At 50.4% G+C, this 22,499-nt stretch carries 27 protein-coding genes and 1 pseudogene; 1 reads left to right on the plus strand and 27 read right to left on the minus strand.

The window, feature by feature from the left end; all coding sequences use genetic code 11:
• Positions 1 to 4 precede the first annotated feature (4 nt).
• From Xentx_RS08500 to Xentx_RS19360, 24 genes and pseudogenes are all read right to left on the minus strand, one after another.
• Entirely contained in the window at positions 5 to 661 is a 657-nt protein-coding gene (locus tag Xentx_RS08500; protein ID WP_074019820.1) for a hypothetical protein, read from the minus strand.
• 6 nt (positions 662 to 667) lie between these two features.
• Complete coding sequence (locus tag Xentx_RS08505; RefSeq protein WP_074019821.1) at positions 668 to 967, minus strand: hypothetical protein; 300 nt, start codon at positions 965 to 967, stop codon at positions 668 to 670.
• Complete coding sequence (locus tag Xentx_RS08510; RefSeq protein ID WP_074019822.1) at positions 964 to 4,308, minus strand: TipJ family phage tail tip protein; 3,345 nt, start codon at positions 4,306 to 4,308, stop codon at positions 964 to 966. Before Xentx_RS08510 ends, Xentx_RS08505 begins: the two co-directional genes overlap by 4 nt.
• 11 nt (positions 4,309 to 4,319) lie before the next feature.
• Positions 4,320 to 4,994 carry a tail assembly protein gene (locus Xentx_RS08515; RefSeq protein WP_074019823.1) on the minus strand — a complete coding sequence of 225 codons (675 nt, stop codon included), beginning with the start codon at positions 4,992 to 4,994 and terminating at the stop codon, positions 4,320 to 4,322.
• Complete coding sequence (locus tag Xentx_RS08520; RefSeq protein WP_074019824.1) at positions 4,898 to 5,626, minus strand: C40 family peptidase; 729 nt, start codon at positions 5,624 to 5,626, stop codon at positions 4,898 to 4,900. The genes Xentx_RS08515 and Xentx_RS08520 overlap by 97 nt, the downstream gene beginning before the upstream one ends.
• Before the next feature lie 9 nt (positions 5,627 to 5,635).
• Entirely contained in the window at positions 5,636 to 6,334 is a 699-nt protein-coding gene (locus Xentx_RS08525) for a phage minor tail protein L (protein WP_074019825.1), read from the minus strand.
• Between the two features lie 94 nt (positions 6,335 to 6,428).
• Positions 6,429 to 6,974 carry a zinc ribbon domain-containing protein gene (locus tag Xentx_RS08530; protein ID WP_083600918.1) on the minus strand — a complete coding sequence of 182 codons (546 nt, stop codon included), beginning with the start codon at positions 6,972 to 6,974 and terminating at the stop codon, positions 6,429 to 6,431.
• 82 nt (positions 6,975 to 7,056) lie between these two features.
• The gene (locus tag Xentx_RS08535) at positions 7,057 to 7,425 is read right to left on the minus strand and encodes a phage tail protein (RefSeq protein WP_415843382.1); all 369 of its coding nucleotides are present in this window, start codon (positions 7,423 to 7,425) and stop codon (positions 7,057 to 7,059) included.
• Positions 7,397 to 10,306, minus strand: a complete 2,910-nt coding sequence (locus tag Xentx_RS08540) for a phage tail tape measure protein (RefSeq protein ID WP_074019826.1) — start codon at positions 10,304 to 10,306, stop codon at positions 7,397 to 7,399. The genes Xentx_RS08535 and Xentx_RS08540 overlap by 29 nt, the downstream gene beginning before the upstream one ends.
• Complete coding sequence (locus Xentx_RS08545) at positions 10,275 to 10,619, minus strand: phage tail assembly protein T (protein WP_244149840.1); 345 nt, start codon at positions 10,617 to 10,619, stop codon at positions 10,275 to 10,277. The genes Xentx_RS08540 and Xentx_RS08545 overlap by 32 nt, the downstream gene beginning before the upstream one ends.
• On the minus strand, positions 10,616 to 10,987 hold the full coding sequence (gpG, locus tag Xentx_RS08550) for a phage tail assembly chaperone G (RefSeq protein WP_074019827.1): 372 nt from the start codon (positions 10,985 to 10,987) through the stop codon (positions 10,616 to 10,618). The genes Xentx_RS08545 and gpG overlap by 4 nt, the downstream gene beginning before the upstream one ends.
• A gap of 29 nt (positions 10,988 to 11,016) precedes the next feature.
• Positions 11,017 to 11,499: pseudogene (locus Xentx_RS08555) on the minus strand (phage tail tube protein); the annotation flags it as partial.
• An 11-nt stretch (positions 11,500 to 11,510) separates the two neighbouring features.
• Complete coding sequence (gene gpU, locus Xentx_RS08560) at positions 11,511 to 11,909, minus strand: phage tail terminator protein (RefSeq protein ID WP_074019829.1); 399 nt, start codon at positions 11,907 to 11,909, stop codon at positions 11,511 to 11,513.
• Positions 11,909 to 12,469, minus strand: a complete 561-nt coding sequence (locus Xentx_RS08565; protein ID WP_074019830.1) for a phage tail protein — start codon at positions 12,467 to 12,469, stop codon at positions 11,909 to 11,911. The genes gpU and Xentx_RS08565 overlap by 1 nt, the downstream gene beginning before the upstream one ends.
• 8 nt (positions 12,470 to 12,477) lie before the next feature.
• A complete protein-coding gene (locus Xentx_RS08570) occupies positions 12,478 to 12,750 on the minus strand; it encodes an ATP-binding protein (protein WP_074019831.1) in 273 nt (90 codons plus the stop codon).
• 3 nt (positions 12,751 to 12,753) lie between these two features.
• On the minus strand, positions 12,754 to 13,098 hold the full coding sequence (locus tag Xentx_RS08575) for a capsid cement protein (protein WP_074019832.1): 345 nt from the start codon (positions 13,096 to 13,098) through the stop codon (positions 12,754 to 12,756).
• An 81-nt stretch (positions 13,099 to 13,179) separates the two neighbouring features.
• Complete coding sequence (locus Xentx_RS08580; RefSeq protein WP_244149841.1) at positions 13,180 to 15,129, minus strand: ClpP-like prohead protease/major capsid protein fusion protein; 1,950 nt, start codon at positions 15,127 to 15,129, stop codon at positions 13,180 to 13,182.
• Entirely contained in the window at positions 15,065 to 16,606 is a 1,542-nt protein-coding gene (locus tag Xentx_RS08585; protein WP_074019834.1) for a phage portal protein, read from the minus strand. The genes Xentx_RS08580 and Xentx_RS08585 overlap by 65 nt, the downstream gene beginning before the upstream one ends.
• A complete protein-coding gene (locus Xentx_RS08590) occupies positions 16,606 to 16,818 on the minus strand; it encodes a hypothetical protein (protein WP_074019835.1) in 213 nt (70 codons plus the stop codon). Before Xentx_RS08590 ends, Xentx_RS08585 begins: the two co-directional genes overlap by 1 nt.
• Positions 16,815 to 18,926, minus strand: coding sequence for a phage terminase large subunit family protein (locus Xentx_RS08595; protein ID WP_074019836.1), 2,112 nt, complete (start codon positions 18,924 to 18,926; stop codon positions 16,815 to 16,817). Before Xentx_RS08595 ends, Xentx_RS08590 begins: the two co-directional genes overlap by 4 nt.
• Positions 18,923 to 19,426, minus strand: coding sequence for a DUF1441 family protein (locus Xentx_RS08600; RefSeq protein WP_074019837.1), 504 nt, complete (start codon positions 19,424 to 19,426; stop codon positions 18,923 to 18,925). Before Xentx_RS08600 ends, Xentx_RS08595 begins: the two co-directional genes overlap by 4 nt.
• A 267-nt stretch (positions 19,427 to 19,693) precedes the next feature.
• Complete coding sequence (locus Xentx_RS08605; protein ID WP_244149842.1) at positions 19,694 to 19,996, minus strand: hypothetical protein; 303 nt, start codon at positions 19,994 to 19,996, stop codon at positions 19,694 to 19,696.
• Positions 19,997 to 20,147: 151 nt separating this feature from the next.
• Positions 20,148 to 20,348, minus strand: coding sequence for a hypothetical protein (locus Xentx_RS08610; RefSeq protein ID WP_074019839.1), 201 nt, complete (start codon positions 20,346 to 20,348; stop codon positions 20,148 to 20,150).
• Positions 20,345 to 20,953, minus strand: coding sequence for a Rha family transcriptional regulator (locus tag Xentx_RS19360; protein ID WP_074019840.1), 609 nt, complete (start codon positions 20,951 to 20,953; stop codon positions 20,345 to 20,347). The genes Xentx_RS08610 and Xentx_RS19360 overlap by 4 nt, the downstream gene beginning before the upstream one ends.
• 377 nt (positions 20,954 to 21,330) lie before the next feature.
• Here Xentx_RS19360 and Xentx_RS19130 point away from each other — a divergent pair, with 377 nt between their 5' ends.
• Positions 21,331 to 21,501 carry a hypothetical protein gene (locus tag Xentx_RS19130; protein WP_167366750.1) on the plus strand — a complete coding sequence of 57 codons (171 nt, stop codon included), beginning with the start codon at positions 21,331 to 21,333 and terminating at the stop codon, positions 21,499 to 21,501.
• Positions 21,502 to 21,584: 83 nt separating this feature from the next.
• On the opposite strand, the gene lysC is transcribed toward Xentx_RS19130, so the two are convergent.
• From lysC to Xentx_RS08625, 3 genes are read right to left on the minus strand one after another with little or no spacing between them, the layout of a single operon-like run.
• Positions 21,585 to 21,773 carry an Rz1-like lysis system protein LysC gene (gene lysC, locus Xentx_RS08620; protein ID WP_422645868.1) on the minus strand — a complete coding sequence of 63 codons (189 nt, stop codon included), beginning with the start codon at positions 21,771 to 21,773 and terminating at the stop codon, positions 21,585 to 21,587.
• Positions 21,736 to 22,128, minus strand: coding sequence for a hypothetical protein (locus Xentx_RS18490; protein WP_083600920.1), 393 nt, complete (start codon positions 22,126 to 22,128; stop codon positions 21,736 to 21,738). The genes lysC and Xentx_RS18490 overlap by 38 nt, the downstream gene beginning before the upstream one ends.
• A complete protein-coding gene (locus Xentx_RS08625; RefSeq protein WP_074019842.1) occupies positions 22,125 to 22,343 on the minus strand; it encodes a hypothetical protein in 219 nt (72 codons plus the stop codon). The genes Xentx_RS18490 and Xentx_RS08625 overlap by 4 nt, the downstream gene beginning before the upstream one ends.
• Between the last annotated feature and the right edge of the window lie 156 nt (positions 22,344 to 22,499).

Genomic DNA, 22,499 nt, shown 5'->3' on the forward strand with positions numbered 1-22,499 from the left:
CCTGTTAGACGTCGTAAAGAGCGCAGTCAATATACGGGCTGGTGAGATCTTCTACACTGATCTCAACAACCCAAGAAAGGGCACCTGATACGGCTGCCGGAACGAATTGTGTAGACTGGCCGTTGAAAAAGGCAGAAAACGAGGTGTCCCTGTATTGCAGTATGGGGAAGTCTCCAGGTGGTTCGATTGACGAGCTAATCCAGCCTGTCGTTTGCATTAACAAGGCTTTCTTTCCCCGCAATGTCATTTGTTGGTTGGTGTTGTATTCCCCCTCAATCGCCAGCGGATTTGTATCACTGGTCATCACACATTTTCCGTTCTCATCCCAGACAGCAATCCCCCAATCAGGGACGGGTTGCGGATAAACCAAGGTAAAAAGGTAAATCTCACACACCGTTGGGGTACGGGAATCTGGCGCTGACAGCTCAACATACCAGCGGCTTTTTCCACTGCTGAGTTCACCATAAGGTGCATTCTCTACACTGTCCGTATGGGCGCACATAAACGCCAGACACGGCTGTGTTGTGCTAATATGCGTATCTATCTCTTCATACCATCTGCCAATGGTAACCGATATTTTCCTGACAAAAGAAAGCGGTGTCGTTTTGGGTGTCCACCACGGGATCCCTTCATTCGTTGTTAAAAATGCGCCCCAATCCATATATCCTCACGCTGTATAATACGCAATCAGCCAGCCCTCAGCAGCCACACTGCGCCCGGTTGAAATAATGATTTGGTTATCTCTCACCAAAAACTGGCGTTTGGCATTCGGCCATTCCCCCGTTTGTGTGCACATAAACACATACGACAGCCTCAATCCCTCACTCATCGGCTCACGGGGGACAGTGAGTGCGCCTGCTGTCTGTCCGCTGTTCAGTTTCATAAATCCCGCATAAAGAAAGGGGCGGATGCCTGTATTACGCTGCCGCCCCTGCTCGTCCCACACACCAAAACCATAATCACTCATCGAAATTGTCCTATATATCCCATTGCCGCCCTGACTCGTCCGTTCTGGTCATAACACGCAATTGCCCCATTCGCCCAGCGTAACCCTGCCTGAGAACGCATGTCATTAAATTCAAAAGCACCGGTGACCGCATTAATCAAAAAGCCTGCCATGTACTGTACGTAGTTCTTTGACCTGATGGCATCAGATAAAATGATCTCCCTGATATAACCTTTATCGATAAACCCGTCCCTGATAAACACCTGACCGTTCTTCACCGCCATAAACGGCTCTAATTTACCGTTAGCCGGGTTAAAAAACGCAAAATTGTTGGCAGAAAATCCAATATACGATTCCAGACTACCGTTCTTGAATTCACCGCTAATCACCATGCCACCCGCGTTATATTTTGTCCCATTGCGGTTAATGGTGATATTCACGTTGTGGATGGCGTAACCATTGCCGGACTGGTTAAATTCCGCCTGCATTTTGCTGTTGATGATGGCCTGTTGTTCACCAAATTGCGCCTGCACCTGTTGTGCCGATTCAGCTACCGCTTTCTGCGTACTGGATATGGCCTGTTTGTTAGTCACCACATCCGCTGCCACATCCCTCATGCTGGTACGGATTTCGGTAAATTGCTGACCAAACGATTTATCCCGTTCAGCTATCGTGGTCTCAACCGTTTTGATACGGGATGCGTTAACCCCAACCGACGAATTAACCTCCGTTATTTTCTGCGCCCACGCCTCATTATCCGTTGCCCTGACTGACCAGAGTTCACTAATCTGCGCCTTACTCTCCCCGTCACGCACCATCAGTTCCCGTGATAATTGCTGTTGCGCATTGGTGAGTATGAGGGCACTTTCCGCGTTCCAGTTCATGTCGGATTGCAGGCGCTTTCCGGCTTCGGCGGAAAGGAATTGGTTACCTAATTTCTCCACTATCTCAGGGGTATTATCATCAGGTTGACCGGAACCTTCGACAAATTCCGAGCGCCCAACCGCATTAACGCTGCGGACATAGACATAATAGGTGTAACCCGCTTTTAGCCTTCTTCCCTGTACGATCCACATCGTCCCTGTGCCGAGGTATTCCGCCCTAGACTCCACATCGCGAATATCCGTAATTTGTTTATCTGAAAACCAGAATTCATACTGCGCACGGAAGCTGTTTTGCCCGCCAGAACGGGGAATAAAACCGAGACTAAAATAGCCTGGCTCCACCTCAATATAAGTGGGGGCGGGCGGCGGGTTAATCGAGAAAGCTGTGGTGACCCTCGTGCCTTTTTGACCGCGATCATTTTGTGGCACTACTGACAACTGATAGTTACCCTGGGGTAAACCGCCAAAACGGTAAAGGGTCTCTGCGGTTGATGCCGTACCTACAATCCTATCACCCATAGTCAGTTTTAACAGGAAGTCAATACCCCGTGTCGTGTAGGGGGAATTCCAGGTGGCTTCAACCTGCCATGACTCGCTATCCGGCGTGACCTCAACGGCCAGATTTTCAACGGGGGGAATAAAACCACTCACCGCGGTATCCGGCTTAGGCTCGAATTTTTCCCCTTTATCAACCACCGCCTCTTTTTCGGGAACATGCTGAACCGCGGTCACTGTAAATGTCCCATTCCCGTTATCAGCCAGACTGATAGCCCGAAACAGGCGACGACGAAGTGAAGGCAGCGTCAATGTCCAGACGCTGTAATCGGCCAGCCCCTGAGGCAACTGCTCCAGTTTAATCTGGTTACTGGCGGGATAATTCATCACAGGAAGAGACTGCGGCTGACCGCGACCATCCAATAATGAAACAAATGCCTGACCCTTTTTCGGCGGTTCAATATTGCGATCCAGCGTCAAACGGTTCGTATGCCAATCGATATGTGTGATGCGCCCCCCGATCTGCGTATCGGCGTAATCGGTATCCGCAACTTCGATAATGTCACCCGGTACATGGCGCAATCCCTCACTACCGAGGCTAAACTCAACGGTCTGGGTTTCCAGTTTTTCTGTGGCTAGAATCCATAACCCGTGGCGATGTGCCTGACCGCGGCTGGTACACCCGAACGCATCGACACGTAATACGTTGCGGCCAAAACGCGCGACCAGTTCATCATCGGAGACTTGTTCAATACTGGTTTTCCAGCCATTGCCCGGATCAATGAAACGCACCTCAACCACGGTGTGACGGGCTTTTAACGGGCTAAAGCTGTAATTAAAACGGCCATTCACCACGTTAGCGTTTGTATAAGGCCAGGCAATATCCGCGGGGCGATCCTGAATAAAGGTCAGTTGTTGGCCGTTCCATACCGGCATGATACGCATCATTGAACTCAGGTCACTGATAACCTCGTAAGCTTTGCGCAGATCCGTGATGTACGCATTGCAGGTCATGCGCGGCTCTTCGCCGCCGAACCCATCAGGCACAAACTGATCACAATACTGCCCGATAACGTACAGGGCGAATTTATCAATCTCCGCAATGTTTAACCGCCTGCCCATGCCATAGCGGGGATGTGTGAGTAAATCCCACAGCACCCAGGCGGGATTATTGGTATAGGCGGGTTTAAAGTGTCCGCTCCAGATACCCGTGTATGTGCGGGTTTCCGGGTTATAGTTATCTGGAACCTGAATAATACGCCCTTTTACCAGATAGTTACGCCGGGGAAAGCGGTTACCGAATTGCTCACTCTCAAAGGTCAGGCCAACCACTGCGGAACCGGGATAAGTCTGCGTGATATCGGTAATTTCGGTATAGCTTGACCAGAATGTTGTATTTTGCAGTTTGTCGCTGTTACTGTCCTGGGTGATCCTGACTAACCGCACACCAAACGGGGGCGGCGGAAGTTTATCGATAATGACCGCCATCAGATACGGCGAGTTGCTGCGTTTGCCACGGATAGTGACATGCTTTTCTGTCACCCAGGAGCCGCCACGCTGAATTTGTACCTGTAACTCGACCGTCGTTGGTACCCTGTCGCCATTATCTTTCACTTCAACCAACGTCTGAGTCCCAAATGTTAAACGCAAACGGTCAATGTTACGGGAAGTGATCGTTCGGGTGACTGGTGCGTTTTGCTTCACCTCTACACCGACTGGATTTTCGCTGGACGACGCGGCAAAACCATCCATTGCTGGTTGCTCCAGCGTCCCGGCAACCCACTGTGCCGTCAGGCCATTGACACTGCTGTTTCCTGATTGGTCAATAACGGGCGTGTCGTTCAAATGGACGCCCTGTAAATCACCCAGCGGTCCCTCTATCGGTCCCTCACTCACCAGATCAATAATGGATAATTTCTGCCGCGAGGTTAAATCATTGGGTGCCTCATAGGGCGTATGCTGTTTACCGCCACCTTTACCCATTTACGTATCTCCTATCTCAATGGTTTTCCCGTCACTACCTTCCATAAACCGTGTTTACCTATCTCAATGTCTTTCGCTTTGCTGTCATCCATCATCTCAACACCCTGAGAAATAACCCGTGATCCGCACATAATTTCGCCGTAGGCCACCGGTACTGGCATTCCCTGGGCAACGGCATTTTCCAGATTGCTGAAATAAGTATTCCCCCGCTCTTCCTCAGAACGCGAGAGCTTCGGGGGTTTTGGCATGGGGGTGAGCATCTGCGCCACCCCACCAAGCATCATGCCCGCCCCCATAGTCATTAAGGAGCCCGCAATAGCCCAATTCCCGGGATTCCACCAGCCGATAACGAAAATAGCCGCACCGGCAACAAACTGAAGCAGCCCGCCATTTTTACTGCCGGCAATGCGGGGCACGATATGAATCACCGCCCCCGGTGACAATGGGGCATATAACCGTTGATGCAGCTCATCAGGCTTAACATCAGAACCCGAAATACGCACCTGATACCAGCCGTCACGGAAAGCTTGTCTCAATGAAGGTATTTGCAGAAAAAGAGCATGCAACCCTTCGGCGGCGGTATGGATATTTAAGTCAAACCGGCGGCCAAATCGTTGTAAATCCCCGTAAAAGCGGACGGTTGCCAGTGTTGGTATCGCCATATCGAATGTGTGAATCGTTGCCATCGTTCGTTATAGACCTCGCGTTTACTGAGTTGATTGGGAATGTGGTGCAAAATCATCTGCCCCCCCAGGTAAATGGCGGCATGATTAGCCCGGGAACTGGCATAACAACACAGGATGATGTCGCCCGGGCGAATATCCCGTTTCACCTGACGAAAACCCTGACCAGCCAGATTATTGAGATACAATTCCTTATCCTGCCGCCACCAGTTGTCCTGCCGCTCAAAGTCCGGCAAATCGTAACCGGCCAGATGATAGGCATCACGAAATACGCCGTAGCAGTCCGTTGAGCCGTGCACGAATTCACGACCCAGCAAGGGCGGAACGCATTGAAATTTCTGAATCTCACCCTCACAGACGAGCCACCACGGCAATTGCGTCTTAAGCTGGTGAACCCGATCAGCCGCGCTTAAGTACGGCACCCCATCAGGGTGACTGTGAACCACTGCAATCACCTCCCCTTGCTGGCTGGCAAGGACAAAGTCCTCAAAAGCAATAAAGAAGTGATTTTCCGGTTCGGGGCTTTGGTTCGTGCAGGGGATATAGTGCTCCCCCGTCTCATTATGGATCACCAGGCCGCACGACTCCTGGGGCGTCATGCACGCCGCATGAGCCAGAATGTCATTATCAATCATGAAAGCCTCTTATTGGCCGAGTCGGGACGTTGACAGGAAACACCCGATACGGGCGGTATTGTTTCGCAGTTTACAATCAGAAGGACGTTTTCCGCATTTATCCGCGGCGGGGTTCGCGGTAGGGTTGCCTAATTCATCCGCCACGGGCGATCCTGTGTAACCACACTCGATGGAACGGTATTCCCAGGCGCAGATGTCGGATAAAATCACCCGGGCAGGCAGCATTAACCCCTCCGTTTCGCTGGGTGCCGCTAACTCAAAGGTTGCTGTTTCTGCATTCAGGCTGGTCATTTGCTCGATAACCCAACGGCTCACCATTTCTTGCGTGGGATCGGCGTCCAGGTTGCCATTCGGGAAGTTTTCAGCATCCAGAAAGCGAGTACTGATAACCCGGCGTATCACCCACCCACCAACAGCGCTGTCTAACCGGCTGGCAATCCCGGTCACCAGGCCAAATAAATTAGAGAGCGTCACGGTTGGACGCCCCGAGGGGCCTTTGCCATTAAACATGAAGCCTTCCCCTTTGATTGGGTACGGCTCATAAGTGTTTTTCTGCCAAATCAAGGATTGATGATGCTGATTCACGCCATCATAGAACCGATACCGACTCCCGCCAATAGGGGTTAAATCAAACTCATACAGCTCAATCAGGGCATCACCGTCCAAATCAGTGACCGCAATGCGCAGTTCTGGGGGAATATTTTGCATAATAGCATCCAATAAAAAACCCAGCGTTAAACTGGGTTTAGTTGATTTGTGAGATGAATTAATATCTAAGATCGGTTAGTGCCGCTTGGCTTTATTATTCGTTAGACTTAATACTGTGAAGCCAATATACATATCTATCTTGAAATTGCTTTTGAATTGCTTTTGGTAATCTCTTATTAAGATTATCTATTTCAGACTGATAAAAAAATTCTATTTCTTTAACTTCCTTGTCTTTGTTTGCTTTTATCAAAGTTTCTGATAATTCTTTAACCCTTTCATCCATCAACTCTATACCGTCTTTTCTTCTTTTATAAAAAAGCTTAGGCGAAATGTTGGACGGTTTAAATTTCCTAAGAGTTATTTCTTCCATTTTTTCTTGAATATCAGATCCGCAATGCTTACATTTAATTGCTTCTTCTTTTATTACCTCAGCACAGAAAGGGCATTTCACCATTCCGTCTTCTCTGATTTTTCTCTCTTCAATGCTGCGTTCGTCTTTGCGTATCACCAAGGAGTGAGGTAGAGCAACAATAAATATCAACGCACCATATAACCACCAAACAAAAAACTCTCGTCCTTTACTAGACGCAATAGCGGCGGGTATAAGTCCTAGTAAAGCTGCAATCACAATAAGATACATAGACATTTCCTTGCTCATAATGAATGATGGAATTCTAATCATTACTATCAGAAAATCAATGCAAGATCTCTTCGTTATGATGTTAACGCACAACTTCCTCAAACTCTGCGTCAATTTCGGTTCGGATGGCGCCCGATGAGGTTGACCACTTGCGGCAAATAATCTTTATTATCCGATCTTGATGTGGGGGTTTCCATAGAAAAGCACTCACACCATTATGCCGCTCAAAGAATGCCTCAACCTCATGGGCTAAGGCATGTTTCATTGATAACGAGACGGTGTACTTCTTTAGATGAGTATTGATACCATCGGGGCGGCGTTGTTCGTAGCCGTCACCGAATTTAACAGACCTGACCCGAGGCTCGGCTTCCTTTTTCATCCCCGCGCGGATTTTCCATATAAATGTTTCCATCACCCCTCCGTTATAGAGCACCACCATCTCTACGTTCATTCAGAAAATAGTCCCTGGCGCCTTTTTTGCTCATTTCATAAACGAGCTTTAATGCCTGGGGACCAATTTGTCCGTTACTGCCGTCATTATTGATGGTGATGTGGTTTTGCTGAACGAATCCAGTATCACGACCGGATAATTTAGCCACCACCCCCAATTTTCCATCTGCCCCGCGACGTAACGGGAATATTCCCTCGGGACCTGCCTCACCCATTACACCTGCGCCATGCGCAAAGGCAAACATAGTGGGGCGATTAACAATCTGTCCACTGTATGCACTAAGACTAGGCGAAGTGTATACATTCCCTTTGGCATTTGGTGTCACGCTGCCAAAGCTAAAGCCCATCGCTTCAATACCTTTGATAATAGACATTTTCACAAAGATATCGGTCAACATTTTTAAAATAGAGCGGGTGAATTCCTTGAAATTAGCCTCCCCCTCCACCAGCACATTAGTTAACTGGCTACTAAACCCATTAAGGGCAGCAGAAGCCGCATTTTGTACCTGAGAGTTAACATCAATGGCTGTATCGCGATAATTAGCCCATGCTGTTTGCGCTCCAGCGAGCCAATTAGCCCGTTTCTGATCTTCCATTTCAAAGGTTTTCTGTTGTTCCGCCAGCATATCATTCAGTCGTGGATTATTTTTATGACCGGAGAGCAATTGAGCCCGTTCCAGACCACGTTGCGCTTCGCGACTAGATTTCCCTAGATTAGCTTCAATAGCATCTCGTTTAGCCTGTTGCTGGGAGGTGTACTTATCTGCCTGATCTTGCAGACGGTTCAGTCGCTCCTGAAATGCAATCTCATCCCCGATAGTGGCCAGTTTTTCTTTTTGAGCTAAGATGCTCTCTTTGCTGGATAGCAATGATTTTTCATCCAGAGTTAGTTTACGAGTGCGAGCCGCTTCTTCGAGAATGTTAAACTGCGCTTGTTCTTTCCACAGATCTTTGCGCTGTTGGCTGATAACATCGTCAACACTTTGATGTTTCTTAAGGACTTCAAGCTGGGATTGTAAAGACAGCAAGTCGCGGGCAGCTTTTTCATCCTCACGTGTGCCTGCATCAACTTGATATTTACTTCCTTTTAGATAACCAGGCCCTCGACGGTCACGAAATTCGTGATCGATACCAGCGCGAGCTTTCGCAATATCCTCTGCCGTCCATAGTTTAGTTTTACCTTCTTTGGCTAGTCGGATATTTTCTAGTATCAATTTATTTAACATCTTGTGTTCATGCTGTCTTTTCTCTGCCCAGCTCGTCCCCTTATCAACCAACTGATTAAACTTAATCTGACTGGTGATACTGCGCTCTTGAAGTTCTGCGGACTCCTTCTCTTTCCTTATTTTGGTATCGAGTTCACGCAGTTCTTTCCTCCACTGATCTAATATTTCATTTGATATGCTGGGTGTTCCTCCATTATGACGGCGAGGGTCATTTTCTGCCGAACGGATTTTTAATAACAACCTAGCCCTGTGCTCTGCCTCAGACGGTTTAGCTCCGATTCCTATGACAGAGTCCCACATCAAATTAGCAGCACGTTTAATTTCATCAAATAATTTGGGTAATGTACCCATACTATTACGGATTTCGTCCGCACGCTCAGCCATGGCTCCACTTAATGCATTAGTGGCATAAGTAACAGCTTCCGTTATTTTTCCTTGAAGTTCCAATTCTTTAATGTGCTGGAGTACGTTAACGGATAGGTAACGATATTGCTTATTCAGAGCAACAGAACCACCATAAGGATCATCAGATAATCGGGCGAAATGTGAAACCAACTCATCAACGCTCTGCCCAGAATAACGAGAAAATTCGACAATAGATTGCCCTGCTTTACTAATATCTACATTGAGCTTAAGCCCTGCATTCATCAGCTTAATGAGCGCCTCGGCGGCAACTTCTGCCCCTGCTCCCGTTTTACTGATATTCTCTGCATAACCGATCAATTGCCCTTGCGTAATCCCTGCAAACCGCCCAGAAGCGATAACCGCCTTATTAAAATGTTCCTGTAATTCTATAGCCTGATAATAAGCCTTGGTGACACCTCCTATTCCTGTAATTGCCGCCCCCCAACCCCCGCCACGTAGTAGGCTGCCCATACCTATTGAATCAGAAAGATTCTTAAGCCCACTAATAATCGATTCATTATTTCGGTTTAAGTTATTTGTCTCCTTATTCACTTCTTTGAGTTTGTTGATAAGCGGCGTAGCCTGCTGCGTGACCCCCAATTGTGCGGCTTTCAGTTCCAGCATCTCGGTACGACTTTTCCCGACCGCCTCCGCCTTTTGCCTGAGCGTCTGAATAAAACGTGATCTTTCTTGCGCCAGTGTCACTTCTTCCCGTTTTAATGCGCCGGTCTGTGCGGTGATTTGTGACAACAGGGTCAGGTAATCGCGATTACTGACGATACCCGCCTGGGCTTCCCGGTGCAGGCGCGAGCGCAACGCCCGTAGTGCTTCCAGTCCCCCGCCCAGCTTTTTAATGCTGTCCAGTTGACGGAAATAGGCTTCCGTGGCCGCATCCTGCTGTTGTTTGCGGGCGCTGGCCGCCAGGGATTTAGCCTGGTTCTGTTGTGCCATTTTCGCCGCACGCTGCTGAATGGCGATCACTTCACGCTCGGCATTGCGGTACTCACGCACATAACGCTCAATCACGTGCTCTTGCTGGCGGTCAAGTTGCTGTAACGTTTTAGCGGCACTGGCCGTTGAGTTTTTTATGGATTCAGCCTGTTGCTGCGCTAATTGATCCAGGCGGCGGGCACTGGCATCCGCCCGCTCGGCATTTTGTTTCAGGTGACGCTCAACGCGCCCCATCTGTTCTTTAAACGCGACACTGTCAACCGTGAGGTCAACCACCAGATCCGCGATTTGCTGGCTCATATCTGACTCCTCCCGCGATACCTTCCCCCGCTGCCATCAGCATCTCGTCATCCATCTCAACGGCGGGGGCATCACGCTGTAGTAAACTAAAGTCCGGCATCGTGACCGTGGATGTTTCCCCCAGCATTTGAACCAGGGTGTAATTCAGCCCGGCAAATTCCATATCCAGCAACTGGGGACTAAAGGGCGTCTCACCGAAATACCGCAGCCAGTCCCCCAGTTCCGACGCCGATATCTCACTTAACAGCCGGCGCCAGTCAGCCCGCCGGAATTCATGGGCCAGACGCAGGATAAACTGACGCTCACGGGTCACGACTTTTCCAGCGGTTCCGCCGTTGCTTCTGTGGTTTCCTCATCCCGCGTCATATCACTGAGCAACAACACCTGTTGCGCAGCGGCTTCCAGTGCCTTAGGTGACCAGCGGGATAACACGTCCCGATAGAGAGCGTCTATTTCCCTGGGTCCCCCTTCGGCATGCCAGAGCGAACGGGACACTAACCACGCATGGGATTCCACATTCATACGGGCAAAGAACACTGTGCGTTTCGCCTCGTCTTCCGGTTGCGCCTGCTCTGACTGCAACACTAAAAAATCGAAATATTCGATACGCTGTAGCGCGGACAGTTCAGACAATGACAGTGTCATGCCGCCATAGGTAAACTCACCTTGTTTTAAAAACATACCTGTGCTCCTTATTCGTTATCTTTTTTCACCGGGGTTTTGGGCTGAATTTCTTCCGCCAGGACAGGACGGCCGCTATTGGTCACCTTGATGGTGCGGGTGATGACTTCCTTCACCGGAATGGTTTTACCGAGCGAACTGACCCAGCCCTTAAACACATCAACCGCCCCGTTGGGGTAGCGAATACGATAAAATCGCACATCACCGGCGTGAAACCATGCCAGCAAGTCTTTCTGTCCCTGCTCGCCCGGTTTCCACGCCAGCGTAATACTGGCTTCACCGGCGGATTTTTCCCCCTGCGCCGTCGCCTTCCAGTCGGCATCTTCATCATCCAGATAGGTGTCGTCGTAACTTTCTGCACTGATTTCACCCGGCTGCAATTCCTTGATCTTAGCTAAGCGTGTCCACGGTGTGTCGCTGAACGGATCTTTAAGTGGGTCGCCCTCCCCGCTAAAAATCCACAGCGTGGTGCCCGCCCCTTTAACGGGCTGGAGTGGATTAGGTATCACCATACTTTATATCCTTACATTGAATAAATTAATTGATAGGAGAGGTCAACCGACCCCCAGAGTCCCATGTCATCATCCCGTTGGTAGTCATACCCGATGGGTGACATCGCGTCGATAAGAGCACTCAAGGCAGGAATGTGACGCAGTGCCGGATACAGGGTGTTTTCCACCCACTTATCCAGCTCAGAATCAGGCTGGCTGGCTTTCAAAAAGAGCTCAATGTGCAAAACCACCTGCCATTGGTCTTCATCCACGGCGTTGTCGGTTGATTGCGCCTCGGTGAGATACACGGCAATGGCCGGAAACTCCTGCTCATCGACAAAAAAAGGGCGGCCATCAAATACCGTTGCGCCGTTCGCGTGGGGCGCCAACGCGGCAATGACCGCTTGACGGATCGTACTGTGTTTACTCATTAGCGTTTCCCCTGAATATACAGCCGGAGCTGGTGTTTTAAGGCCGCCGCCAGCTCTTTAGGCATATCCGTTTGCAGCAGTTTTTCCGATTCTTCCCGGTATGCCTTCGTCAGCGGCGTCACCAGGGGGATTTTCACTACATCAATGGGATAGCGTGCCGGCCCCTGACGCTGCAAAATATGCCAGCGTCCGTTGGCCAGCCGCTGAATAAAGGCATTTTTGAACGTGAATCGCCCGGCCTTTAAGACACTGCCCCGGCCAAATGGGGTTCCTTTTCGCCGTGAGAGTTGCAGCCGGACATGACCCAGGGCAATTGCCGGTAAGTTTCCCCGGTTCACCACCAGCCGTGCACGGGGTGGGGTGCGGTGAGAGCTCGCCCGGCGAAAGCGGACACGTTGTCGAATTAATTTTTGTGGGATCCGGGTCTCCCGTGCGACCCGCTTCACACTGCGACTCATGGTACGGGCAGCAACCCGGTTGACCGCCTGCGCTGTCGCGGTGGGCACCAGCCGATGACTTAATTGGTTGAGATTTTTAATCGCCTGCTCAACACCTTGCATAATCCCTCCTATTCCACCCAGATATGAGGCTTATGGTTAAAACGCTGGTGACGGGTCACAACCCGCGTTTCCCCATCGACCACCACTTCATCATCACGCCGCGGATGATACGCGGATGAGAACACCACGTAGCTCACCCCGTCACCGCTAACCGGTCCCATCTCGGGAATAAATTGCGCCTCAAGCGCCGGATACGGTACGCCATTAATGCGGATAGTTTTTCCCATCCGCCGGGCGGTCACCGTATCCATATGCTGGCGCAGTCGCTCAAACGCCGTCATGTTTTAACCCTGTGCTGTCACAGTCGGGATATGCACATTCAGTTTGACTGCCACGGTCTCATCCGTCGTCTCGGCATCCGCCCAGACCACACCAATAGTCGCCCCCGTCTCAGAAACAATCGTGTCTTTCACCGCGGCCGGTTGTCCTGCTTTCAGTGCCATCCCCGCTTTTTTGTTGAGCAGGAAGACCCCAGCCGCAAAGCCATCCCCGGTCTCGTTCGGTGCAATATCGGTGATAGCGACTGCCGCCAGTGCGCCAACCAAAACCACCTGACCACTCAGGATGGGGTCTTTCGTTGTGTTTGTGATGGCGATTGTTGAGCCCTGCTGTAAATAATTTTTAGCCATAGTAACCTCACAGGCTCCAGCCGGAGCCTGATTTCAGATAGAAAAAAAGCCCATACGGGCATTGAAAGGAATACGCAGTGATTATTTTCCGGTCACTTTCACCAGACCGCGATAGTCCACGGGCGCCACGCCGGCATCAATGCGCACTTTGGTCGTGACCCCGTCAGAGGTAAAGCCCTCCTTCTGATCAATGTAGGGCGTATCAATGCCGTTGAGGTACGCGACTTCAATGGTATCGGTGCCTTTGGCGGCCAGCATATACCAGTCCTTTTCGCTGGCATCATCCAGGCGCGGCTCAGCAATGATTTCCGCCAGATTACGGATCGGGTTGATAATATTGGCGTTAACGTCCGCCCCTTTGACACTGCCTGACCCGACCACCTGAATCGCCAGCGTTTCCAGTGCAGTTGGCACCAGCATAAAGGCCGGGCGAATATTCAACGCCCGTTCGCCGTCTTTCTGGCGTCGCATAGCCTGACGACCTTGGCTGATCGTGTCCACATCGATAGTCCCGCTCAGCAAGTTGTTGTGCGCCTCACCGAAGAGCGCGTCACCATCACTTAACGCCGGATTATCTATCAGGGTGGCATACACCAGATCCCCGATAGTGGCCTTGGCTGCCCGGCCTAACTTCATCGGGACATCCGTCAGCATATTCATGTCATCATTAATGATCGCCTGCCGGGTAATGCTGAACAACTCACCGTAGGTTGCTAATGCGATGGTCGCCCCTTTATCACCCAGCGTAACATACTGGTATTCTGCCCCTTCACGTACCTGGCGCAGTGACGGAAACGCACCGATACCCACCCGGTGAGCGGTTTTAAAGTCACTGAGCTGCCCTTTCTTGACCCATTTCTCAAACGTTTCTTCCGCCGATTCCCAGCCTTGCAGGATGGATTTGTGGGCGACATCCAGCAGGATATGGCCAAAATCCGACGTACTGTGGGTGAAGGCCTGTGCCACCATCTGCATCGGGTTGTAGGTGGTCACCCCAATTCCCCGCTCAGTTAATGACATACGGGCCAGTTCACGCAAGGTCATTGCGTTATAGGGGTTATCCTGTTCATAATGCTCATGGCCGGCGCGCGCCATCAGCGACTGACGCACCCCATCCCCCACAAAATTACCGTGGTGGGCGTGAATATGGGCATGGCCCTGTTTGTCGGACGGGGTGGATTCGTTCCCCAATGTGGCCAGTAACTTATCTTTGGCTTGGGCGACAGTGCATTGCGCATCGGACAGACACGTAATCATCAGATCCGTGTGCTTGCCGCCAAACAGGGCAAACACGTCCTTGATGCCGCTGAGTCGCGCCTGTTCGTCATGCTGAGGCTGGGATTGCGGCACATTAACCGGTGCGGATTTCTCCGGCTGCGTGCTGTTTTTCGGGGTAATGTGATTTTTTAATGCATTAGGCATAGCTGTAAATTCCTCGATTCGTTTAGATGTAATACATGCCATGGCGTTAACGGGTTCCGTGAGCTGGTCAGCAAATCCATGTGCCAGGCATTCTTCCCCTGACAGCCACGTTTCTTCCCCCAGCATCTGGGCGATTTCTTCGGGAGACTTGCCGGTTTTGGCTGCATAAGCCGGGATGAGCACATTTTCTAATTTGTCCAGCAAATCAGCATAATCGCGCATATCATTAGCATCCCCCCATGAGACACCCCACGGTTTGTGGATCATCATCATGGCGTTTTTCGGCATCACCACCGTATCCCCCACCATGGCAATCACGGATGCCATGGAAGCGGCCAATCCATCAATGTAGACGGTGATCGTGGCTGGGTGGTTTTTCAGTTGGTTATAAATGGCGATCCCGTCAAAGACCTCACCGCCCGGCGAATGAATATGCAGGTTGATATGCGCCAGGTTACCGAGCGCCATCAAATCTTCGGTAAATCGCCGGGCGCTCACCCCCCAGCCGCCGATTTCATCGTAGATATAGATATCTGCGGCTTTTTCACTGGTTGCCTGCATGCGGAACCAGTTTTTCATTGTCGGCGCGGCCGTCATTTGGGGTTTCATTGTCGTTATCCGTTTGCTGTGGGGCATGCTGCCCTCCTCTGTCATTGGCGGGATCGGTATCAAATACCAGCCCTAACCGGTCGTTTTCGTCAATTTCCGCTTTCCGGCGGCGCTTGGTATCCGCCGGATTAGAGCCGCGGGCGCGTACCCATTCACTCTCGGTGGCTCCCCCGCCCCGTAACAATATCCGCCATGATTCCGCCTCTTTTTTCGGGTCAATCCACGGCATAACTGGACCGCTATAGACCGCATTAAAGAGGGAGTGCGGGTTTATCCCCGGCGGCACAGTGATCACGCCGGCGGCAATCGCCATTTTTAACCAGCGGCGGTACATCGGGCGAGTTATTGCGGCAACAAACGCATCCTGCAAAATACTGTAGCCTTCGAATGACTCCACCAGTTCCTGACGCTGGGCGCTGTAGGTGCCGTTATAATCCCGGGCAATACTGGAATAACTGCCCCGACTCCCGGCCGCCACCGCGCGTAATTGTCCGTTACGGAAGTGGTGCAAATTGGTATTAGGGCGGTCAGACTTAATCATGCCGATTTCTTCGCCGGCTTTGAGATTGTCGTAAATGATACCGGGCTGAATATCAATGTTTCGTGGGGCATCCTCATCCCCGTCATCGAACATCGCCGGTTCCCCTTTTTTGATATACATTCCCAGCGCTGCCGCAATACGCGCCGCAGTCAGTTCAGCATCCTCATACTCCTTCAGGGCGCTTAACCGCATCAGTATCCCGGACAGCAGGCTGTTTCCCCTGACCTGGTGTAACCGGCGCATCAGTTTCAGGTGCAACATATTGTCCGCATCTAGCGTCTTGATATCACCTAACACTGCCCCGGATAATGGCAGCTTTTGATACACATGGTATTGCGTCGGCCTGCCCCAGGTATTCAGCGTCACCCCCTGACAAATTCCCTGCCCCGTATCATTCATGTCTAACGGGACAAAATCGGGCTCCAGGGCTTCAATCCAGAAAGGAATATTCGCGGTGGGGGTGAGATCGGGGGCTTTACCCTGAACCATCTGGGCAAACACTTCACCATCACGCAGCCAGGTTCGTACCAATAAACGCTCCAGAACCGGACGGGTGAATTGCCCGGTGACCTCCGGTGACACAGACCACGCCGACCAGGCCTGGCTGATCTGGGCGGCTAACGCATCCGCGACCAACCCTGTGAGTAACAGTGGTTGTGGCTCAACGATGATACCTTTCGCCCCGACAATGCGTTCTTCCAGTTTATCCAGCAACCCAATCACCAAATCGTGATTATTATCCAGCCAGCGCGCCTGCTCCCGTAGCGAGCGCCCGCCAAATTGGGTCAATTGATTGGCGTTCCGGTTCTCCCGTCGTGCCCGGTGTGTCCGTGAGGGTATAGCCGCTTCATACGCTTTAATGGTCAGCCGGGAACGTAAGCGCGCCGCTTTCCAGCCAGGGGAAATTACACCAATGACGTTATCTAAGATGCCCATCAAAACCTCGCTAGTTTATACATTGGCGTGCCTTTTTTGCGCCTTTTCAGCGCACTTAACCGCTGTTCCCAACGCTCCCGCCCTTTCACAATTTCGGTGAGATTTTCCAGTGTCATTGACTGACCATTAAAGGTGAGGGTCTTGCCTTGCAATACTGTTTTTTCCGCGTCCAGATATTGCTGGATCATGTGTTCAATCTCTTCTTGCGTCATACCCAGCCTCCGTGATTGGATATCGGTGCCCACGCAGAAACCCCGGATTCACGCGCCTGAGGCGGTGACGAGGGGGGTGTCATGGGTGGGGGGGTTATTTCAGGGGGATCCATTGGGGAAGATAACGTGGTCGCCGATAGGTCAGGTAATTGTGCCCATCGGGGCGGTTTTTCCCAGTTGATCTTCTCGTAGCCCTGAATAATCACCAGGGCATGGGCGTAAACCATCAGGTCAAAGGCTTCGTTGGCCCCCTTGCCGGGCTTTTTCCATTTCCCATCAGTTCCCCGCTCTTCATAAGTGAGTTCATCGTAAAAGCCCTCAGGCAGCCAGTCAGGAAAGTGAATATAATTAGGTCCCGCCCTGTCACGGCCTAATGCGGCGGCGATCCGGTCTTTCAGTTCGTTGGTCTGCAACAAATAAATGGGCACATCCCCCCGCGCCCTGGCGCGACGCGCTGAACGCTCGGTATTGTCCGGGTAGGACTGAGTAATGAGCTTCCCTCTGGCATGCCCATCCCCTTTGAACAGAAAGACTTTTCTCCCGATACCGTCACGCCGACACTGTCGCCAGAACTTATACGCATTATCGGTCACGCCTTCTTCACCGCCGGAGTCAACCGCCATGGCCTGAATTCCCATCCTGATATCAGGTTGTTCCTGTAGCGGGTAGGTTTTATCCAGCACATCGGTTCGCAATAATGTCCAGTCTTCGGTATACGAGGCCGGGTTAATGCGCTGGGCTTCGCCGTCGTCATTGAACCGGAGTGATCGGGTGATATCAAAACGGTCAACCACCCAGCGTTCCCCTTTTTCGCCGTAGCCAACGACCTGAACCACAAAGCGGCGTTTTTTGCCCCCCTGTACGTCAACGGCGGCCACCAGAAAGCGGATCCCTGTCGGGACGCTACCCCGTATCCATTCTTCCGTACGCGCCCTCAGTTCATCTCCCTGCCGTTGTTCCTGGGCTATCTTGGACAGGTAAGGCAATCCCCAATCGGTGTTAATGACGGTTTTCAGTGTTTCCTCACTGCCTGTCAGTTCGTATTCCTGTTCAGCCGTCAACAACTTATAGACCAGTTGCTCCCAGGTCTGGTACGCTGCGGCGGGGCCTTCCATCCAAAACGACGCAATACGGGACTGACGGGCGTGCCCACTGATATTCCCGTGTTTGTCTATCTGTTGCCCCTCAATTAACCAAATACCCTGGTTGTTCAATGCCCGCTTTAGGGTGGGTTCCAGTATTTTTCCGCAATGGGGACACTGCAAACGTGCCGCCTGACTGGCGATCACGGGGTCGTTATGGAATTGATAACCCGTCATATGATCTTTGATGGGCTGAAAATATTCCCCGCAATGAGGGCAAGGCCAGTACCAGCGACGACGATCCCCCCGGTTATACAGTGATAAAATCCCGGTGGTTGGCGGCGCTTCGTGCGGGAACGCCCGGCGCCATTTGGTATCCGAAATATCCCGCCCGGGTGAACTCTCCACCAGGGTCATTCCCGCCGACATAAAGGTGGTGGTTCGCTTGGAGGCCAGGGAAAACGCATCCCCTTCACCGTCCACATCTTCGGGAAAGCGATCATAGTCAGTCAGGGCAACAAACCGATAATCCGATGACGACATGATATTGACGGACGGCCAGCCGATTTTTAAATAATTCCCCGCCCGGAATGTCTTGTCGTGGACGTTATTGTCATTCGTCCTCGGGCTGAGGCGCCGGGCAACCGCCTGACTGGCACGAAATGCCCTGTCCAGCCGCTTCTTGGAGTGCTCGCGCGCTTTCTCTTCTGTCATCTGAATTAACAGAAAATCCGCTGGATCACAGACGATGGTATAAACAATCCAGCCATCCACCAGTGCCAGTGATTTTCCCGTTCGGGCGGGACCCACAAAAATCACGGCGTCATATTGTCGTGAGGTTAAACAATTCATGGGTTCAATAATGTACGGGGTTAAGGAATCATCCCAGGGAACAGAACTGCCGCCCCCCATCGGCACCCGCATGTATTTTTTTACTGCCTCAGCGACCGGCATTCTGCGCGGGGGCTTTAGTAACACGGACACATCGCGCCGGATTGCCGCCGCGGAGGCATATTGTTCAGTCATTCAGTTTCATCCTCTGCGCTGGCAACTTCGGCGGCCAATAATTCACGCAACTCGTCAATGGCCGCCTGAGCTTCGGCTATCTGCTGTGCTGTCCACCCTTTATCCCGTTCCAACCTGTCCGGCCAGGTATCCAATATCTGGGATATGGCTTTTGCCATCACGGCCATTTCCCGGTGAACCTCGGCGGACGGGACCAATTGTTTTAGTGTGGTTTCCAGTTTTATTCGTTCATTTTCAGACTGATACCAGTCTTTTCTGTCTTTGGGGGACATCGTGGCAGGATCCTGAATTCCTTCGGTGTCTTTGTGGGTATCCGTACCGAAAATAGCGGGCCCAATATCCCGTAAGGCATAAACAGGGTTTCCCCTGACTGTGTTAGCGATGGGAACATTGGCCTCTAACAACCGTTTTCTGACTGTGCCGCGGTTTAAGCCAAACGCCTCAGCAATCTTAGCCACGCTCCAGTTGTAGGCGTCCCCCAGATTGCTGATGTTGGACATTGACACCCCACTCTGTCAGGTGAAAACTGATATTTTTATTTATTATCAGATAGATATAAGACATTGAGGTGACAACTCATTTTTAAAATTGTCACCGCAATATTGATATTTACAATACAAATCAAATGGTTATCTCACCTGCTGCTGACAGCATGGAAATTGGAAAATGAGCCGTTTCCCGCGAGTGCGCCGCCCCGTGGTCAAGGCACCCCCTGAGGAGTACCTTTGGTGATAATCACATTACGAAATCAGTTAATGAAACTGCCATCACCACGCTGAAAACAGTCCGCCGCGCTCACTCTCACGCACAACGAACTGGCGCAGCTCTTCCCGCACTATCTGGCGAATGTGATCATCATCAGGGATAGTTGCTCTGAGTTTCTTCTCTGAGTCATAGATCTTAAATCTATCAACAGCAATACCTATATCTACTGACAGTGTCATACCTGCGTCATAGCGCCGACCATGAATGGGATCCATCAGTTCAGCGATATGCACTAACTGAGATGCCAGTTGGTTTAATGCCTCGGTGTCATATTTGATACCAATGGTAAAGATGCCCTGTAACATTGTGTTCCCCATTATTCAGAATAATTAACTGGTCGGGTTGATATAACCCCGACAAATTTTGTACTGTGGTGATATAAAATGCTGAGAAAATGTTCAGAAAGTGATTTATCGGACATTGGACGATAATCGGACTTTGCAGAATTTTGTATCATCATCGTCTTGCGTACTTACTCGCCCACGCCTTGGCAATGTCCAGACAGTCATCAAACAGCTTACCTTTCCTGCTCGCTGACGCTGAACGGCGGTAATGTTCTTTTGCCCGGTCACTCGCCATCCCTGCTATAGATGAAGAAAAGCCGAGCTTGGTTAACTCGGCCTGTACGTTCTTCTCGATAAATTGTTCGTGGTTCATGCGGGCTCTTCCTCGTCGGGAAAATCACCGAGGTCACACAGCTTAAACTGGATAAGGTCTTTCACCAGTTGCTCGGCTTTCTTGATGGCTTTCTTCTCTTTCTTGCGCAGGGTCATCAGGCTACTGCCTTTCTGCCCGTGTTCAGCAAATGAGAACTTTTCAGCCTGAGCCACTCGGTCTTGCATTTGTTTAATGGTCAGATCCGTCAGTCCTGAGAAATCCATCAGGTTAATATCTTTGCCGCCTTCCAGTTCTGTCATGTGGTCGAACACCTGAGCCTGTAGCTCATAGCTGTAGCTCATTGCCATCAGACAGGCTTCACGCTTAGGGAATTTGTATATGTCACGTTCAACCTGACCACCCGTGCCGTTAATATAAGAGTCAACTGCAAAAAATTTTTCAGCTGCCTCCCCTAACACTTTTGGCACTTTCTTCATAAAGCTACGATGCTCAAGCTTTCTGTATTTTTTACAGGGGAATGAAAATCCTTCTGCCTCTGCTTTAGCCTTCCTGTCGGCATTGATGTAATCCACCATTTCCAAACTGGTCATAGTGGGCGCTTCTGTTACAGGAAGATTTTCTTTATTAGTTTTGACTAATTTCATCGGGTATTTTCCTTATAGAAAGCCGAACCTGTTCACACAGAAAAGCCGCCCGCAGAAATACCCTATTAATAACGGTTTTCTCAGGCTCGACTTTCTGTAAGGCTCTGCGTTTTTATTGATATGCGTGTGAATGCACGGTGAAATTCAGATATAAAAAATGCCACCATCCCGTGTGCGTTGAGTACGCGATGGGAACGGGTGGCAGCATGGGTTATTTCTGTAACCACTCAAGGGAATGGGCACAGAAATATTTCATTTAGTTTCAGTTGTTAACCAATTGTTAAGCATTATTCGCTTGTTATTGGGCGAAAATAGGTTTATGGGATTATATGTTGTTGCAGTAATGTTAATTCAAACGAAATGGGGAGAATAATAAAATGAAAAAATTCATTCTGCTTTGCCTGTTGGCAGGCGTGACTCTTTCCGCTTCAATGCAGACTTATGCTATGGTCTGCTCGATTTTGGTAATCCCTAAAATGCGTGAAGCCTGTGTTGCTCAGTGCGAAGCAGCACACCCAGGATGGTTAAACAAAATAGCCTGTGTGTAATAAAATCGTAGGACGGTAGCACTTCCGCCGTCCTCTTATCAGTCACCCACACCACACCCTAACCTGCTCCTGCCACCCCAGCATCATTTGCTCTGAGGTGGCAATTTGTCATTTTCAATTTCCCGTATTGCCCGTTTATCCAGATTACATTGTTCAATCACCGTTAATAACTGCTCATTCAAAATAAGACTGTCACTCCATGTCATTCTGTCAGGGATGGCGGGAGGTAAACAATCAGCGAGCAGATGTGCCGGAATGGGTATCGGTGGCACCTGAACGTATTCTGTTTGCGTGTTGCTGCAACCGGATAACAACCCCATCAGGAACAAGGCGATGGGCGCAATCATGACTAACAACCACCGTTTTGATGGCCGCCTGCGTTTTCTCAGAATCCACGGCTGACCGCTGTCGGTTTTCGCTATTAATGCGTGAGATGTCATTGAATAACCTGATAGAGTGGTAGGCGTTATCGGTGATGAACTGCTGGCGTTGATTCTGCTGGGTCAGTGATTCACTCTCACCCGTCAGCCGCACGTTCTCTGCATACACCGAATAGAGGGAATATACGGCTGAACCCATCAGCGCGATAACTACAATAACAGCGCCAAATTTTAATTGCCATTTCATGGCCGCCTACCAACAAATTGATTGTATTTACCGTTTAAAAAACACAAACCAAGTACAATCGGCATCAAAATAACCAGTAGTGGCCACATGAATGACATTAATAAAACGACACCGAATTCCTCCGGATCGTTAGCTCGTTTTCCTATCAATGTAATAATAATGAATGCTGCAATAAAACCGATAACGTAAATTATTGGAGCCAGAATAATACCCATCGTTCAATTCCTCATAGCAGTTCAAACGCCCGTACGAAGATGTCATCAGAATAAGGTTGCTTGCCGTTCTCCATCTGGATCATCGCCTTAGTCAATGCTGTCATGATGGATTTGTCGTTAACATCAATCACGGCATGACTGGATACACCGACTGTT

The organism is Xenorhabdus thuongxuanensis, assembly GCF_001908095.1.
Taxonomy (GTDB): Bacteria; Pseudomonadota; Gammaproteobacteria; order Enterobacterales; family Enterobacteriaceae; genus Xenorhabdus; species Xenorhabdus thuongxuanensis.